Source organism: Bradyrhizobium sp. HKCCYLRH3097, assembly GCF_051167875.1.
Lineage (GTDB): Bacteria > Pseudomonadota > Alphaproteobacteria > Rhizobiales > Xanthobacteraceae > Bradyrhizobium.
The window spans coordinates 203,298-218,442 of the sequence record NZ_JBNPTX010000007.1; the positions used below are offsets into that span (position 1 = coordinate 203,298).

14 protein-coding genes are annotated in these 15,145 nt (G+C 65.9%); 7 read left to right on the forward strand and 7 right to left on the reverse strand.

The window, feature by feature from the left end:
• Positions 1–28: 28 nt before the first annotated feature.
• On the reverse strand, positions 29–1,225 hold the full coding sequence (locus tag ACQR0U_RS18995) for an amidohydrolase family protein (protein WP_315752147.1): 1,197 nt from the start codon (positions 1,223–1,225) through the stop codon (positions 29–31).
• A gap of 330 nt (positions 1,226–1,555) precedes the next feature.
• Here ACQR0U_RS18995 and ACQR0U_RS19000 point away from each other — a divergent pair, with 330 nt between their 5' ends.
• From ACQR0U_RS19000 to ACQR0U_RS19010, 3 genes are all read left to right on the forward strand, one after another.
• Complete coding sequence (locus tag ACQR0U_RS19000) at positions 1,556–2,437, forward strand: aldose 1-epimerase family protein (RefSeq protein ID WP_434843918.1); 882 nt, start codon at positions 1,556–1,558, stop codon at positions 2,435–2,437.
• Positions 2,438–2,756: 319 nt separating this feature from the next.
• Positions 2,757–3,176 (forward strand): hypothetical protein, encoded by a 420-nt coding sequence (locus tag ACQR0U_RS19005; protein WP_434843963.1) that lies wholly within the window; start codon positions 2,757–2,759, stop codon positions 3,174–3,176.
• A 193-nt stretch (positions 3,177–3,369) separates the two neighbouring features.
• Positions 3,370–4,191, forward strand: coding sequence for an aldo/keto reductase (locus ACQR0U_RS19010; RefSeq protein ID WP_434843919.1), 822 nt, complete (start codon positions 3,370–3,372; stop codon positions 4,189–4,191).
• 92 nt (positions 4,192–4,283) lie between these two features.
• Here ACQR0U_RS19010 and ACQR0U_RS19015 read toward each other — a convergent pair whose 3' ends face one another.
• Together ACQR0U_RS19015 and ACQR0U_RS19020 are read right to left on the reverse strand one after the other, a co-directional pair.
• Positions 4,284–4,511: a hypothetical protein gene (locus ACQR0U_RS19015; protein ID WP_315715512.1), complete on the reverse strand. Its 228-nt coding sequence runs from the start codon at positions 4,509–4,511 to the stop codon at positions 4,284–4,286.
• Positions 4,512–4,655: 144 nt separating this feature from the next.
• Positions 4,656–5,102 (reverse strand): hypothetical protein, encoded by a 447-nt coding sequence (locus ACQR0U_RS19020; RefSeq protein ID WP_315752075.1) that lies wholly within the window; start codon positions 5,100–5,102, stop codon positions 4,656–4,658.
• Between the two features lie 175 nt (positions 5,103–5,277).
• Here ACQR0U_RS19020 and ACQR0U_RS19025 point away from each other — a divergent pair, with 175 nt between their 5' ends.
• On the forward strand, positions 5,278–6,558 hold the full coding sequence (locus tag ACQR0U_RS19025; RefSeq protein ID WP_315828073.1) for an amidohydrolase/deacetylase family metallohydrolase: 1,281 nt from the start codon (positions 5,278–5,280) through the stop codon (positions 6,556–6,558).
• An 11-nt stretch (positions 6,559–6,569) separates the two neighbouring features.
• Here the strand turns inward: ACQR0U_RS19025 and ACQR0U_RS19030 are convergent, their stop codons facing one another.
• Entirely contained in the window at positions 6,570–7,808 is a 1,239-nt protein-coding gene (locus ACQR0U_RS19030; RefSeq protein ID WP_434843920.1) for a PLP-dependent aminotransferase family protein, read from the reverse strand.
• Between the two features lie 175 nt (positions 7,809–7,983).
• Between ACQR0U_RS19030 and ribB the strand changes: the two genes are divergently transcribed.
• The 3 genes from ribB to ACQR0U_RS19045 all read left to right on the forward strand — a co-directional run bounded on the left by ribB (position 7,984) and on the right by ACQR0U_RS19045 (position 11,448).
• Positions 7,984–9,060 (forward strand): 3,4-dihydroxy-2-butanone-4-phosphate synthase, encoded by a 1,077-nt coding sequence (gene ribB / locus ACQR0U_RS19035; RefSeq protein WP_316192117.1) that lies wholly within the window; start codon positions 7,984–7,986, stop codon positions 9,058–9,060.
• Positions 9,061–9,124: 64 nt separating this feature from the next.
• On the forward strand, positions 9,125–10,339 hold the full coding sequence (locus tag ACQR0U_RS19040) for an acyl-CoA dehydrogenase (protein WP_315715517.1): 1,215 nt from the start codon (positions 9,125–9,127) through the stop codon (positions 10,337–10,339).
• A gap of 191 nt (positions 10,340–10,530) precedes the next feature.
• A complete protein-coding gene (locus tag ACQR0U_RS19045) occupies positions 10,531–11,448 on the forward strand; it encodes an MBL fold metallo-hydrolase (protein WP_316192116.1) in 918 nt (305 codons plus the stop codon).
• An 87-nt stretch (positions 11,449–11,535) separates the two neighbouring features.
• Here ACQR0U_RS19045 and ACQR0U_RS19050 read toward each other — a convergent pair whose 3' ends face one another.
• From ACQR0U_RS19050 to ACQR0U_RS19060, 3 genes are all read right to left on the reverse strand, one after another.
• Positions 11,536–12,396: a DUF1499 domain-containing protein gene (locus ACQR0U_RS19050; protein ID WP_315828076.1), complete on the reverse strand. Its 861-nt coding sequence runs from the start codon at positions 12,394–12,396 to the stop codon at positions 11,536–11,538.
• 133 nt (positions 12,397–12,529) lie between these two features.
• Complete coding sequence (locus ACQR0U_RS19055) at positions 12,530–13,747, reverse strand: MFS transporter (RefSeq protein ID WP_316192115.1); 1,218 nt, start codon at positions 13,745–13,747, stop codon at positions 12,530–12,532.
• A 128-nt stretch (positions 13,748–13,875) separates the two neighbouring features.
• The gene (locus ACQR0U_RS19060) at positions 13,876–15,081 is read right to left on the reverse strand and encodes an ABC transporter substrate-binding protein (RefSeq protein ID WP_316171896.1); all 1,206 of its coding nucleotides are present in this window, start codon (positions 15,079–15,081) and stop codon (positions 13,876–13,878) included.
• Positions 15,082–15,145 lie beyond the last annotated feature (64 nt).

Sequence of the window (15,145 nt, forward strand, 5' to 3'; positions counted from 1 at the left end):
TGACTGTTTATGCCGCTCTACGACGATATTACTTCGCCACGATCTCCGGGATCTTGGTGGCCGGCGGCGTGTTGCGGCTGCGCTGGGTGCGGACGATGCCGTCGATGATGGTCATGCCGATACCCGGGAGATCGCCGAGCTGGACGCTGTCGAGCAAGGTCGTGGCCGGCGAGTGCTGCGCCTTGTCCATGATGACGAAGTCGGCGGAGCGGCCGATCTCAATCAGGCCGCAGTCGAGCTCGCGCATCCGCGCCGTGTTGCCGGTAGCGAAGCAGAACGCGATCTCGGCGGGGACGTCGCCGAGCGACGACAGCAGCGACACCATGCGCAGGATCCCGAGCGGCTGCACGCCGGAGCCGGCCGGCGCGTCGGTGCCGAGGATGACGCGGTGGAGATCGTTCATCTCGCGCGCGGTGCGCAAGGTGAACAGCGCCGAGCGCTCGTTGCCGTTGTGCACCAGCTCGAGCCCCGCCTTGCAGCCCTCGCAGATGCAGCGGATCTGATCGTCGGGCAGGGCGGTGTGGCCGCCATTGATGTGTCCGATGACGTCGGTGCCGGCCTCCAGCACGACGTCCTTGTCGATCAGGCCGGAGCCGGGAATCGACGGACCGCCGGTGTGAATGGTGCTCTGGATGCCGTATTTGCGCGCCCAGCCGACCATCTTGCGCGCGGTCGGGCCGTCCTTGACGCCGCCGAGGCCGACTTCGCCGAGCAGCTTGACGCCGGCCGCCGCGAGCTCCTTGAAATCGTCCTCGACCATCTCGCATTCGATCACCGGCGCGCCGGCATGCACCTTCACGCCGCCGGGGCGGAGCGTCCAGAATGCGCGCTGCGCGAAGATCGCCATCGCCTTCAGGCCGACCACGTCGCGCGGGCGACCGGGCATGTGCACCTCGCCGGCGGAGATCATCGTGGTGACGCCACCGTGCAGATAGGAGTCGATCCAGTTGGTCTGGTTCTGCCGCGGCGTCCAGTCGCCGGCCACCGGATGAACATGGCTGTCGATCAGGCCTGGCGCCACCGTCGTGCCATGGGCGTCGACGATCGTGGTCGCGCCTTCGGTGTCGACGTCCTTGAAGCGGCCGATTCCCGTGATCTTGCCGTTCTCGGCGACGATCGTGTCGGCGTCCAGGATGGGCCGTTCCAGTGCGCCGGACAGCATCAGGCCGATGTTGCGGATGACCAGCTTGCTGGGACCGGTTGCTTGCGGCGCGTCATGGGCCATCGGGATGTCCTTCTTTCCTGGCAAGGCATTTGCGGCAGTTTGCGCCTGCACGCGGCGCAGCATCAAGCCGGTTTCGGTCATTCGTACACGAATGATCAGGTCCGGCAAGCTGCGGCCTGCACGAAGATTTGGCGCGGGTTGCCTACCCTTCAGACACAGCGCGGGCCCTATGAGCGCGGCGACATCCTCGGCTTCGGTCGCGAGTTCGACGTTCCCGTCCCTGTGCTTGTGGCGGTGGTCTACGCGCTGGTGACGAACCGCATCCCTGGACGTTGCCGCCGCAATCCGGCATCACCTCGTGCGATCTTTTTGCGACGTGGGTGACGGCAGATGAGCGACGACCTCCACATGATCGGCGCGGGCGGCATCACCGCCTCGGTCAAGGCTGATGGCGCCGAGCTGTGCTCGTTGAAGACGGCCGGGGGCCTGGAGTTGCTGTGGCAGGCCGGAGCCGTCTGGCCGCGCCATGCGCCGTGGTTGTTTCCGATCGTCGGCCGACTCAAGAATGACCAGCTCCGCCACCGCGGCCAGACCTATCCGATGACCCAGCACGGCTTCGCCCGCGACCTGCGATTCACCTGGCTGGAGCGCGGGGCCGAGTCGTGCGTGTTGCAGCTGACCGACGACGAGACGACGCGGGCGCGCTATCCGTTCGCCTTCCGTCTCACGGTGAGCTACCGGATCACGGCTGATGCGCTGGACGTGGCGGTCGAAATCGCCAACCCCGGCGCGGAGGTTCTGCCCGCCTCGTTCGGCTGCCATCCCGCCTTCAACTGGCCGCTGCTCCCCGGCCAGCCGAAGGAGAGCTATCGGCTGATTTTTGCAGAGCCGGAGCCGGCGCCGATCCGCCGTCTGACTGGCGGTTTGCTGCGGGAGCGGCCGGAGCCCTCACCGATCGAGGGGCGCGTGCTCCCGTTGAGCGAACGTCTGTTCGACGATGATGCCGTCATCCTCGATCAGCTGGCCAGCCGTTCGGTTCGCCTCGTCGGAACCATAGGACCGGCGCTTGAGTTAACTTGGGATCATTTTCGTCAGCTTGGAATCTGGTCGAAGCCCGGCGGCGTGCCGTTCCTGTGCATCGAGCCGTGGCGCAGCTTCGCCAGTCCGCTCGATTTCGACGGCGAGTTCGCGGCCAAGCCTGGCGTAATGCATATCGCGCCGGGCGTCGCCGAGAGGCTAAGTTGCCGCATCGGGATCGAATCCTCGAATTAGTATGACTTATCTCGGCAGCGCCCGTTTGCGTGCACAGCGGTAACCGTGATCAGCAGTTTTGGGCCTGGAAATGACGGTGCCGTGACCTACATGAGGGACGAGCGCGGAACTTTGGCTATGATGCGTCGAACGACCGGCGGTTGGCGGGCGCTTTCTCCGAACTGATAACGGTCGATTATCGAACATGATGCGTGGCGCGAACTCAGGCGCTCGCAGCCGGTTCTTGCAGCCGTGCGCGTTTGCCGTCAGCGGGCGTGCGGAGATCTCATGGCAGGGGGCGCGCGTAAGGTGGCGTTACGCGGGGGAACGGGAGGATGGGATGGTGTTGAGAGCTGTTGTCGGCACGATTACATGCGCCGTGTTGCTCGCAGCGACCGATGCTGTGGCAGGGGCCTATCAGCCGGGTGACTTCCTCAAGCTCGATTTGTCGAAGGCCGTGTTGTCGCCGGAGCCGCTCGGCCCCGAGGCGCATTTCGAACCTGTGCCCATCGAAGCCAAAACAGATCGACCTGCGGTCGCCGTCCGTTCTGCTGTTGACCCCGACGTCAGCTCCGGCATCCCGCGCGCCGTCGCCACCCGGCGGGCTCATGGCACGAGGACGGCCGAGCGGCCCCGCGGCGCCGCCCGCGCCAAGCTCGTCCATCGGCGCGGCAATCCGCTCGACGCGCAGGCGATGGATACGCGCATTCAGATCTGGCCGTGCCGGCTTGGCAGCGGCGGCATCTGTAACTGGCGCTGATCGGCGGGGCTACCCCGCGCGCCCGTCGCGTTCAGGAACCTCGCTCCCGACATCTTGATTGAGGCGGATGCCGGCTCGCTTGAACTCGCAAGCGGAGCAAAGGCAAGTTGAGCGCTTCCCGCCAAGGTCTTGATGTTTCGAGGCTGCCGCCGGCGTTTGCTGGCGGATGGCTCGCGCGATTCCAGGAGATTTCATGAACGCCATCGACACCCAGGGTATCCGTCTGCCCAAGCTCGGGCTCGGCACCTTTCGCATGCAGGGCACTGTCTGCCGCGAGGCCGTCGAGAGCGCGCTTGCGCTCGGCTACCGCCACATCGACACCGCCGAGATGTATGCCAACGAGGACGCGATCGGTGCTGTACTTGCGGCAACAAATCTGCCGCGCGCCGAATTGCATGTCACCACCAAGGTCTGGCCGGAGAACCTCGCGCCGGACGCGATCCGTCGCGCGTTCGACACGAGTCTGAGGAAGCTCAGACTGGATTTCGTCGATCTCTATCTCATCCACTGGCCGGCCAAGGGGATGAACCTGCCGGCCGCGCTGGAGACGTTGTTGAAGCTGAAGGAGGAGGGGCGTACGCGCGCGATCGGCGTCGCCAACTTCACCGTCGCGCTGCTGAAACAGGCGGTGGAGGACGTCGAGGCACCTGTTGCCTGCAATCAGGTCGAGTATCATGTGATGCTCGACCAGTCGAAGCTGATGGCCTACATGGCGAGTCGGTCGATTCCCCTAGTGGCCTATTGCCCGCTGGCGCAGGGACGCGCGGCCGCCGACGAGACGCTGGGGGCCATCGGCAGGAAGCATGGCGCGAGCGCCGCCCAGGTCGCACTGAAATGGCTGTTGGACCAGGATGGGGTGGCGGCGATCCCCAAGGCCGCGCGTCCGGAAAGTCAGCGTGCGAACTGGGATGCGATGAAGCTTCAACTCGATGATGAGGATCGTGCCACCATCGCGTCCCTCCCGAAGGACAAGCGCTTCGTCAATCCGGCCTTTGCGCCGGAATGGGACCGCTGACCACCACGCGGAGCCCCTGCGAGAACGGACGTCAGAACGAACGCCACAGAAAATGGCCCCTCTCGGGGCCATTGCTGTGTCGAAGTTGCAGATCAGTCGCGCCGGATGATCACGGTGCGATCGTGATGGCGGTGGAACGGCCGGACATAGCGGTGAGGCCGGTACTCACGATGCATGCGGTATTCGGCGTGGGACCGATCCCAGCCGTGGTGGTAGTGATGGCCGCCACGCTTGATGACCACCGTCTCGGCGTTGGCGATCGACGGTGCCGCGAGCGCGACGACCGCAAGGGAAGCGAGCGCGAGAGCGATTTTCTTCATGTTGTCCTCCAGAATGAAAGTGCGGGATCAACTTGAAGTGTGAAAGAACGTTCCGCAGGAACTTCCACGAAGTTGCTGAATACACGTTCAGATTTGGTCTTCACGCTCGCGGGCGAACCGTGCCGTCCCCTCGAGCCTGCCGCGTCAGTCGCACTTCCTGAGCGCTGGCGTCGGCTTGCCGTTGGCGACGAAGCGGCCGTCACGAATGGTGTAGCTGTCGTCCTCGCCGCGATTGAACGCGGAGCGGATGTTGCCGTCGGCGGTCCGGGTGATCCCGTTCTCTCGCGTCTGGCGTGCTTTGGGCAGCACGATCGAGAGCACCAGCGTCTGGTCCGCCTCGACGCGTGCGCTCGCCACCTGGTTGACGTCGGACGGATCGTGGTCACGACGATAGATCAGGTGACCATCGTCAGTGACTTCGTAGGAGATGATGGCGCCGCGGCCCTTGACCGCGGGTGCGCTGCAGTCGGCGGCCCAGGTTCCGATCAGGCCCCAGGTCCGAGCAACCTCGACGGTGTCGTCGGCCCGGGCGGCAGACGCTGATGATGCGCAGAGGACGATTGCGATGAGAGGGCGGGAGATCGAAATCATGCGGTCTCGCGGGGATGACTGCCGTGACATCTTAATGCACTGCGTCAATGGCGCAACGACAGACCTGCGCCGAGATCGTTGGCACAAAGTCTCATTCTTTCCGGGCCGGCCTTGCTGGCGAGGGGGACAAGGCGCATGCTCCCCGCAACTACAAACAAGCGTGGGGAGGCTGACCATGTCTGCGCTGTCGCGCCGCAAATTCCTGCTGTCGTCCGGAGCGGCCGCCATGGCCGCGCTATCGGGTCCTGCCGGCGCCGCGGTGGGGCCAGCCGACAAGTTCGATCTGGTGATCAAGGGCGGCGACGTGATCGATCCAAGCCAGTCGCTCCGAGCCAAGCGCGACATCGGGATCCGCTGGGGCGTCGTCGAAGCGGTCGAGCCCGAGATACCGGCCGAGCGGGCGCTGCGGTCGATCGACGCCAACGGCCGGTTGGTGACGCCGGGCCTCATCGACCTCCACAGTCATGTCTATCCCTATGGCTCGGCGATCGGGATCCCGCCCGACGAACTGGTGCAATTCCAGGGCACGACGACGGTCGTCTCGGCCGGCGATGCCGGCGTCAACAATCTTGCGGCGTTGCGCCGCTTCATCGCCGCCCAGTCGCGGGCACGCATCTACGCCTTCGTCCACATCGCCAACAACGGCCTGTCGGCGTTTCCGGTGGCCGAGCTCTACAACATCGACAATGCGCAGGTAGACGCCTGCGCCATGGCGCTGGCGGAGAACCCGGACTTCCTGCTCGGGGTCAAGGTGCGAATGTCGGAGAACGTGATCTTCAAGCATGGGCTGGAGCCGCTGAAGCGCGGCATCAAGGCCTGCGAGCTGTGCGGCTGGCCGGCGCGGATGATGGTGCATATCGGTGGGGTCGAGACCGGCGAGTTGATGTCGCAGATCCTGGACCTGCTGCGCCCCGGCGACATCCTGACCCATGCCTATTCCGGCGCGCCGAATATGGGCGGCGCCTTCACCAACATCGTCCAGGACGGCAAGCTGCTGCCCGCGGCGCTCGCCGCCAAGCAGCGCGGCGTGCTGTTCGATGTCGGCCATGGCGGCGGCAGCTTCGATTTCACCGTGGCCGAGGTCGCGATCCCCGGCGGCTGCGGCCCGGACACCATCTCCTCCGACATCCATGTCTTCTCCGGCAACAGCCCGGGCATGCCGTTCCTGCCCAACGTGATGGCGAAATTCATCGCTATGGGATTTTCGTTGGAGCAGGTGGTGAGCATGGCCACCTCGGCGCCGGCCAAGATCATCAACCGTGCGCCGAAGATCGGCAGCTTGCAGGTTGGCGCGCCGGCCGACGTCGCAATCATGGACCTGGTCGAGGGGCCCGTCAGCTTCGTCGATACCCGCGGCAACAAGCGCGAGGGCAAGCTGCAGCTCAAGCCGGTGCAGACGGTGATCAATGGCGTGCCGTTCGGGCGGCCCTACCAGTCGCCCTTTTCGGTGCGGTGAGCAGCGCGCGATCACTCGATCGCGCGCGTCCGCTCCACATTGGATGAGCGCAATGGGACGCCGAACTCCTCCCGGCAGACGTCGGCGAGGATTGCGATGCCCTCGCGGATCTCCTGATGCGAGGGGCTGGCGAAGCACAGCCGCAGGCGGCTCCGCGCATGCGCGGCGTCGGTGGACCATTCCGGTCCCGGATTGATCGAGACGCCGCGTTTGAGCGCTGCCTGTGACAGCTTCATCGCGTCAACCTGGTCCGGTAGCTTGACCCAGAGGAAGATCCCGCCCCTGGGCGGCGCGAACTCGGCCGCGGTGCCGAACTCGGCGTTGAGCGCCTCGATCAGGGTGTCCAGCTTGGCGCGCAGTCCCCGCACCAACTGCGGCACGTGGGTCGCGAAATGCGGCCTGCAATATTCCGCGAGCACCATCTGCTCCAGCGCACCCGAGCCGGCATCGGTCTTGAGGGACAGCAGCACCGACATGATCTCCCAGGGGGCGACCAGGAAGCCGACCCGCAACGCCGGCGCGACCGACTTCGAGAACGATCCGAGGTGGATCACACCGCCATGGTCGGACATGCCGTGGATCGCGCGGGGCCGTTTGCCGTCCCAGATCAGGTCGGCGTAGCAGTCGTCCTCGAACACCGGTACGCCATAAGCGCGCGACAGCCACAGCAGCTCGGCCCGCCGGCTTTCCGGCATGATGGTGCCGGTCGGGTTCTGCACCGTCGGAATGGTATAGATGTATTTCGGCCGGATGCCGCGATCCCTTAGATCGGCCAGCACCGTCGCCAGCGCATCCGTTCGCATGCCGTCCTGGTCGAGCGGGATGCCGATGACCTTGACGCCCAGTCGTGCCAGCCGCGTCAGCGTGCCCTGGTAATTGTCCTGTTCGACCAGCACGGTGTCGCCGCGCGTGAGCAGCGCCTGGTTGACGAGGTCGAGGCCCTGCAGCGAGCCGGACAGGATCATGATGTCGTCGGCGCGCGCCGACATGCCCGCGTCCCGCGTCAGCTTGGCGGCAAGAAAGTCCCGCAGCGGCCGGTAGCCTTGAGGCCCGTGCGCGAGGCCGTAGGTGGCGAGCGCCCGTCCCTCGCGGGCGAGCACGGCGTCGGCGGCCGCGCGCAAGCCCTCCACGGGCACGGCATCGGCGTCGTTGTTGCCGCCGACGAAGCTGTATTTTGCGAGTCCCGTCCAGCGCGCGGCGGGTGGGGGCAGGCCGGGGCTGAGGAGGGGTGCAAAATCGAATGCGGCCATGAGGCGCGGCTCCCTTGTTCTCGATTTGAGGCGACTTTAAACAGATACCAGGGCGCTTGTCCTGGCAGGGCCGGTCCTTTTCCCGGGGAAGGCGACCTTCGAGCGGCGGTTCCGCCGCTCTGGCGCGCGCCTGCGATCCCGGCTAAAGCAGCCCGGAAAAGCAGCGAGACTTGCAATGGCCGACTCGATCCAGGAAGTTCTGTACGCCTTCGCCAAGGGCGAGATGGTCGTCGTGACCGACGACGACGACCGCGAGGGCGAGGGCGATCTCATCGTCGCCGCCTCGCTCTGCACGCCCGACAAGATGGCGTTCATCATTCGCCATACCTCGGGCATCGTCTGCGCGCCGATCACGGCCGACGACGCGCGGCGGCTGCGGCTCGACCCGATGGTCGCGCACAATGATTCCAACCACACCACGGCCTTCACCGTTTCGATCGACTACAAGCCGGACGGTGGCACCGGAATCTCGGCCGAAGAGCGCGCCTCCTGCTGTCGTGCGCTCGCCAACCCGAATGCCGGTGCCGCTGATTTCGCGCGCCCCGGCCATATCTTCCCGTTGATCGCGCGTGACGGCGGCGTGCTGCTGCGCTCCGGCCACACCGAGGCGGCGGTCGATCTCTGCAAGCTCGCCGGGCTCCCGCCGGTCGGCGTCATCTCCGAGTTGATGAACGACGACGGCACGGTCATGAAAGGCGAGCAGGTCATTCGTTTCGCTGCGGCCCACAATCTCAAGCATGTCACCATCGCCGATCTGATCTCCTACCGGCAGGCGCGCGAGAAGCTGATCGAACGGGTGTCGACCTTCACGACCGACAGCCCGATCGGGCCGCTGCAGGGCTTCGCCTACCGCTCGCCGTTCGATCCGATCACCCACGCCGCGTTCGTCTATAACGGCATCGGCGACGGCAAGAACGTGCTGACGCGGCTGCACAAGCCCAACATCGTGAAGGATCTGATCGCAGGTCCGCAGCGTATCCAGGCGGTGCTGCAGCACTTCAAGCGGGCCGGTCGCGGCGTGCTGATCTATCTGCGCGACGGCGCGGCCGGCGTTCCCGTCGAGCCGGTCGAAGAGCCGCATACCGCGGAGGCCGATCGCCATCGGCAGTGGCGCGAGGTCGGCGTGGGTGCGCAGATCCTGCGTGATCTCGGCGTGACCTCGATCCGGAACCTGACGTCGTCGGTGCATGACTACAAGGGCCTGTCGGGTTTCGGCATCGAGATCGTCGCCAACGAGCGGCTTGAAGGCTGAACTTCCAGGATTTAACCTCTCAACTGCTGCGACCCGTGCGCAGCGAGACGCGAAAGGACCATTCATGAGCGCGCGCCCTCAGGCAAAGGACAAGCCGGCCCAGTCGAGCTTCCAGTGGGACGATCCCTTCCTGCTGGACGATCAGCTGACCGAGGACGAGCGCATGGTGCGTGACACCGCGCGCGCCTACGCCCAGGACAAGCTGCTGCCGCGCGTGACCAAGGCCTATCTCGAGGAGAAGACCGACCGCGAGATCTTCAACGAGATGGGCGAGCTCGGCCTGATCGGCATCACCTTGCCGGAGGAATATGGCTGCGCCAATGCGAGCTACGTCGCCTATGGCCTCGTGGCACGCGAGATCGAGCGCGTCGATTCCGGCTACCGCTCGATGAACTCGGTGCAGTCCTCGCTGGTGATGTATCCGATCTATGCCTATGGCGACGAGAGCCAGCGCAAGAAATATCTGCCGAAGCTCGCCAGCGGCGAGTGGGTCGGCTGCTTCGGCCTGACCGAGCCGGATGCCGGCTCCGATCCGGCCGGCATGAAGACGCGTGCCGAGAAGGTGGCCGACGGCTATCGCCTGACCGGCAGCAAGATGTGGATCTCGAACGCGCCGATCGCCGACGTGTTCGTGGTGTGGGCCAAGTCGGCCGCGCATGACAACCAGATCCGTGGCTTCATCCTCGAGAAGGGCATGAAGGGCCTGTCGGCGCCGAAGATCGGCGGCAAGCTCTCCTTGCGCGCCTCGATCACCGGCGAGGTCGTGATGGACGGCGTGGTGGTGCCGGAGAGCGCGCTGCTGCCCAACGTGTCCGGCCTCAAGGGGCCATTCGGCTGCCTCAACCGCGCCCGCTACGGCATCTCCTGGGGCGTGCTCGGTGCCGCCGAGGATTGCATGCATCGCGCTCGCCAGTACACGCTCGACCGCAAGCAGTTCGGCAAGCCGCTGGCTGCCACGCAGCTGGTCCAGAAGAAGCTTGCCGACATGGAGACCGAGATCGCGCTCGGCCTGCAGGCGTCGCTTCGCGTCGGCCGCCTGATGGACGAGGGCAAGATGGCCCCGGAGATGATCTCGATCGTCAAGCGCAACAATTGCGGCAAGGCGCTCGACATCGCCCGCGTCGCGCGCGACATGCATGGCGGCAACGGCATCTCGATCGAGTATCAGGTGATGCGCCACGCCGCCAACCTCGAGACGGTCAATACCTACGAGGGCACGCACGACGTCCACGCGCTGATCCTCGGCCGCGCCATCACCGGCATTCAGGCGTTTTTCTAATTCGCCTGGTCGTTCTCGGGGGAGGGGCCTTGAGTCCTGAACTGTCATCGTCCGCAAAGGCGGACGATCCAGTACGCCGAGACGAGAATGTTCAGCCGAGAAGTGACGGAGTACTGGATACCCCGCTTTCGCGGGGTATGACGGCGGAAAGTGGGGCAGGCGATCTACCCCTTGCAAAGGCAAGCCACGGTATGGCCGACAACGACGATGTCCCGTTCAACCGCAACTTCCCGCTTCGGGCGGGCGTCGTCGAGCAGGTCCGCCCGGGCATTCGCCGCGTCCTCTGCAACAATCCGAGTCCGTTCACCTTCACCGGCACGGTCAGCTACATCGTGGGGACCGGCAACGTCGCGATCATCGATCCGGGTCCGGACAACGAGGCCCATGCGCAGGCGCTGCTCGATGCCATCAGAGGCGAGACCGTCACGCACATCCTGGTGACGCACACGCATCGCGATCACTCGCCGAACACCGGCCGGCTGAAGGCCGCGACGGGCGCCACCGTCTATGCCGAGGGCCCGCATCGCGCCTCGCGGCCGCGCTACGAGAGTGAGAAGCACAGTCCGGAATCCGGCGTCGACCGCGACTTTGCGCCGGATGTCACCGTTGCTGACGGCGATGTGATCGAAGGGCGGGGCTGGCGGGTCGAGGCCGTGGCGACGCCGGGCCATACGGCCAACCATCTCGCCTTCGCCTGGACCGAGCGCAGCACCACCTTCGTCGGCGATCACGTCATGGGCTGGGCGACGTCGATCGTGGCGCCGCCCGATGGTTCGATGGTCGACTACATGGCTTCGCTGGAGCGGCTCGCCGCGCGGCCCGAGGAACTGTATTTCTCAGGTCACGGTCCGGAAATTCCGGAGGGACCGCGCTACACGCGCTTCCTGATGCGCCACCGCCAGGCCCGCGAGGCCTCGATCCTGCACCGCCTCGCCAAGGGCGAGGCCGACATCCCGACCATGGTGCGCGCGATCTATATCGGCATCGATCCACGGCTCACCACCGCGGCCGGCTATTCCGTGCTGGCCCATCTGGAAGACCTCGTCGCCCGCGGCGTAGTCGCGACGGAAGGTGATCCGGTGATCGGCGGGACGTATCGGCTGGTGTAGCGAATAGGGAATAGCGAGTAGGGGAAGAGTGCGAGCCGGGAAGACTTCATTCCCTATTCGCTACTCCCTATTCGCCATTCGCCCCGCTCACTTCTTCACCGTCTTCGCATTGCCCTTCGCCGCTACCGGCGGCGGCGTGACCTTCTTCACCGGCTTCTGCGCCTCGGCCTCGCCGGCGTTGGACAGGTCCTCGATCAGCTTGGCCACGCGCGCGGCATTGCTGCCGATATCTGACTCGAAATAGCGCGAGGCGGAGCGGACGTCGACGCGGGAATCCTCGCCGTCGGGCTGGATGCGGATCGAGATGTCCTCGCGGAAGCCCATGATCGGCGTGCGTGCGACCGCCTCGATGCGGCCGATGCGGCGCGGCGGCTGCGGCGCGCGTTCGTCGACCACGAACCATTTGCGCCGGTTGACCAGCTTCAGGGCGATCGCGTAGGCGCGATCGGGCGGCAGTTCGATCTGCACCGGCTCGATGTCCGGATAGAATTTCTGCTGCTGCTCGGCTGAATACAGCCCGGCATAGACGGCCGTGTTGGTGCCGTCGCCGTTGCGGAGCGGCGCCAAAGCCTCGAAGCGCGGCGGATCGATCGGGTCGGTGGTGATGTCGTAGATCTTCGGCAGCTTGCGGTACTGGAGCGCGAGGTAGGCCGGATAGGCCAGCACCACGGCATCGATCATGAAGGCGAGCAGGATCCGGCTCATGCCGCGGCTGCCGTTGCGCCAGATCGCGACGAAGGCGGCAAGCCCGAGCAGGATCGACAGCACGGCGAGCCCCAGCGCGCCGAAGAACGTCGCCAGCGCCGGCTTCATCTCCAGAAAATCGAAGCGCAGGATCAGGATCGAGACCAGCACGGCGACGACCGAGAACACCGCCAGATTGCGGGTCCAGGTCGCGAGGCTGGAGATCGGCTCCGACAGATAGGGGGCGTGAAACCTGCGTGCCATCGTGTCAGGAACTGCCGGGGTTGGGCCGCTGCCTGCGTTGCCGGGCGGCCGGATCACCCCGTGTGAGACCACGCGGATGGCGTAAATTCAAGAGGCGTTTGGCCCGGAGAAGGCGGTTGATGCGGAGACCGCGTCAGACGGCTCGGTCTGGGCGGCTGCGCAACGCCGTCAGCATCAACAGGACGGTTGCGATTGAGAAGGCTGCGCCGGTCGTGAACGTCGCCTGCGACCCATAGGCGTGCCACAGCGATCCCGCCAGCAGGCTCGCGATCAGCAGCGCAGCGCCGGTCACAAGGTTGAACAGGCCGAACGCGGTGCCGCGCAGATCCGGCGGGGCGGTATCGGCGACCATTGCCGACAGCAGCCCCTGCGACAGCCCGAGGTAGAGGCCCCACAGCGCGACGCCGATCGCGGTGCCGATCAGGCCGGGCACGAAGGCCAGCGTCAGGTCGGCGGCTGTCAGCACCACGAGGCCGCAGGTCAGCACGTTGTTGCGGCCGATGCGGTCGGAGAGGATGCCGGCGGGCATGGCGACGCCGGCATAGATCAGGTTCATCAGCACGTAGACCAACGGGATCAGGGCGAGAGCGAGGCCGTCGGCCTGCGCCTTCAGCACCAGGAACGCCTCGCTGAAGCGGGCCAACGCGAACACCGCGCCGGTGGCGACCACGATCCAATAGGCCGATGGCAGCCGGCGCAGCTCGCGCGCATGGACCGGCCAGTCCCGGCGCGCCGCAGGCGCGGTCTGCGCCGGCTCGCGCAGGCCGAACAGGATCAGCAGCACGGCAAGCGTGGCCGGCAGCGCCGACCACCAGAACACCGCCCGGAAGTCGTCGGCGTAGAGCGCCATCAGCGCCACGGCGAGGAGGGGACCGGCAAAGGCGCCGATCGTGTCGAGCGCCTGGCGCAGGCCGTAGCTCGCGCCGCGGATGCCTTCCGGCGTGACGTCGGCGATCAGCGCGTCGCGCGGCGCCTCGCGGATGCCCTTGCCGATGCGGTCGACGAAGCGCGCCGCGAGGATCTGCCATGATGTGCTGGCGAGCGGAAACACCGGCTTGGTCAAAGCCGCCAGCCCATAGCCGATTGCGACCAGCAGCTTGCGCTTGCCAATGCGGTCGGACAGTGCGCCGGAGAATACCTTGGTGATTGCGGCGGTCGCCTCGGACACGCCTTCGATCAGGCCGATGGTCACCGTGGAGGCGCCGACCACGGTCGCGAGGAAGACCGGCAGCAGCGCATGGATCAGCTCCGAGGAGATATCCATCAGGAGCGATACCAGCCCGAGCGTCAGCACCGTCGACGGTATGTCGCGCCATGTCGTGGACGCTGGGAGGCGCGCTCTTGAACTCATGCCCACCTTCTAGATGCGGTCCGGCATGCCCGCCTTGCGCCACGTCAACGCCACGGCGGCACGCAACGCCACGGCCCCGCCAAAGGGGAAGGGGCCGCGGCTGTCTTGGTCAGGCTTGCGCCGGATGCTCAGTGCGAATGCACCAGCGGGCAGGCGGACTCCGAAAGCTTGCCGAACGCCTCCTCGCCGGACATCGTCTGGATCAGCTTGTAGTAGTCCCAGGGGTACTTCGACTCCTCCGGCTTCTTGACCTGCATGATGTACATCTCATGCTCCATCAGGCCGTCGGCGCGGATCTTGCCGTTCGACGTGAACATGTCGTCGATCTTCATATTGCGCAGCTGGTCCATGACCTTGTCGGACTCGGTGGTGCCGGCCGCCTTCACGGCATTGAGATAGGTGATCGTCGCCGAGTAGTAGGCGGCCTGGTTCATGGTCGGCTCGCGCTTGGTCTTTTCGTAGTAGCGCTTCGCGAAGGCGCGGGTCTTGTCGTTGAGGTCCCAATACCAGCCGGTGGTGAGATAGAGACCCTGCGCGGTCTTCAGGCCGAGACTGTGGATGTCGCTGATGAAGGCGAGCAGCGCCGCCGGCTTCATCGTCTTGGCGATGCCGAATTCATCCGCGGCCTTGATCGAGTTCGTGAAGTCGTTGCCGGCATTGGCGAGGCCCAGAACCTGCGCGCCCGAGCCCTGCGCCTGCAGCAGATAGCTGGAGAAATCCGACGTGGAGAGCGGCACGCGGACCGCTCCGACCACCTTGCCGCCATTGGCCTCGACCACCTTGGACGCGGCTTCCTGCAACTGGGTGCCGAAGGCGTAGTCGGCGGTCAGGAAGAACCAGCTCTTGCCGCCCTGGCTGACCATGGTCTTGGCGGTGCCGTTGGCGAGCGAGGTCGTATCGTAGGCGTAGTGGACGGTGTAGGGCGTGCAGTCCTTGCCGGTTAGCGAGGCGCCGGCGGCACCGATCGCGATGAACGGTATTTTCTTCTCCTTGGCGGCGTTGGCCATCGCGAGGCTGACCCCCGTGTTGGAGCCGCCGAGGATCATGGTGACCCCGTCGCGATCGGCCCACTCGCGCAACTTCTGGGCGCCGACGTCCGGCTTGTTCTGATGATCGCTCTCCATGAACTCGATCTTGTTGCCGAGCACGCTGCCGCCGAAATCCTCGATCGCCATCTTTGCAGCCTCGACCCCGCCCGGCCCGATCACGTCGGCATAGAGCCCGGACATGTCGTCGATGTCGCCGATCACGACCTTGTTGCCAGCGGCGTGAGCGGCCGTGGCGGCCAGTGATGCTCCCAGCAGCCAGGGCAGCAGGCGGGTTGATTTTCGCATGGTGGCGTTCCCTCGTTTTTTATGGTGCCGGACCTTAGGAACGCGCCCATGGGCTTCCTATTCG

Coding starts and splice junctions, on each gene's coding strand:
- ACQR0U_RS19015 (WP_315715512.1), bottom strand. CDS start 4,511: ATGAAGAAAATCGCTCTCGCGCTCGCTTCCCTTGCGGTCGTCGCGCTC.
- ACQR0U_RS19025 (WP_315828073.1), top strand. CDS start 5,278: ATGTCTGCGCTGTCGCGCCGCAAATTCCTGCTGTCGTCCGGAGCGGCC.
- ACQR0U_RS19020 (WP_315752075.1), bottom strand. CDS start 5,102: ATGATTTCGATCTCCCGCCCTCTCATCGCAATCGTCCTCTGCGCATCA.
- ACQR0U_RS19050 (WP_315828076.1), bottom strand. CDS start 12,396: ATGGCACGCAGGTTTCACGCCCCCTATCTGTCGGAGCCGATCTCCAGC.
- ACQR0U_RS19045 (WP_316192116.1), top strand. CDS start 10,531: ATGGCCGACAACGACGATGTCCCGTTCAACCGCAACTTCCCGCTTCGG.
- ACQR0U_RS19060 (WP_316171896.1), bottom strand. CDS start 15,081: ATGCGAAAATCAACCCGCCTGCTGCCCTGGCTGCTGGGAGCATCACTG.
- ACQR0U_RS19000 (WP_434843918.1), top strand. CDS start 1,556: ATGAGCGACGACCTCCACATGATCGGCGCGGGCGGCATCACCGCCTCG.
- ACQR0U_RS19040 (WP_315715517.1), top strand. CDS start 9,125: ATGAGCGCGCGCCCTCAGGCAAAGGACAAGCCGGCCCAGTCGAGCTTC.
- ACQR0U_RS19055 (WP_316192115.1), bottom strand. CDS start 13,747: ATGAGTTCAAGAGCGCGCCTCCCAGCGTCCACGACATGGCGCGACATA.
- ACQR0U_RS19010 (WP_434843919.1), top strand. CDS start 3,370: ATGAACGCCATCGACACCCAGGGTATCCGTCTGCCCAAGCTCGGGCTC.
- ACQR0U_RS19030 (WP_434843920.1), bottom strand. CDS start 7,808: ATGGCCGCATTCGATTTTGCACCCCTCCTCAGCCCCGGCCTGCCCCCA.
- ACQR0U_RS18995 (WP_315752147.1), bottom strand. CDS start 1,225: ATGGCCCATGACGCGCCGCAAGCAACCGGTCCCAGCAAGCTGGTCATC.
- ribB (WP_316192117.1), top strand. CDS start 7,984: ATGGCCGACTCGATCCAGGAAGTTCTGTACGCCTTCGCCAAGGGCGAG.
- ACQR0U_RS19005 (WP_434843963.1), top strand. CDS start 2,757: ATGGTGTTGAGAGCTGTTGTCGGCACGATTACATGCGCCGTGTTGCTC.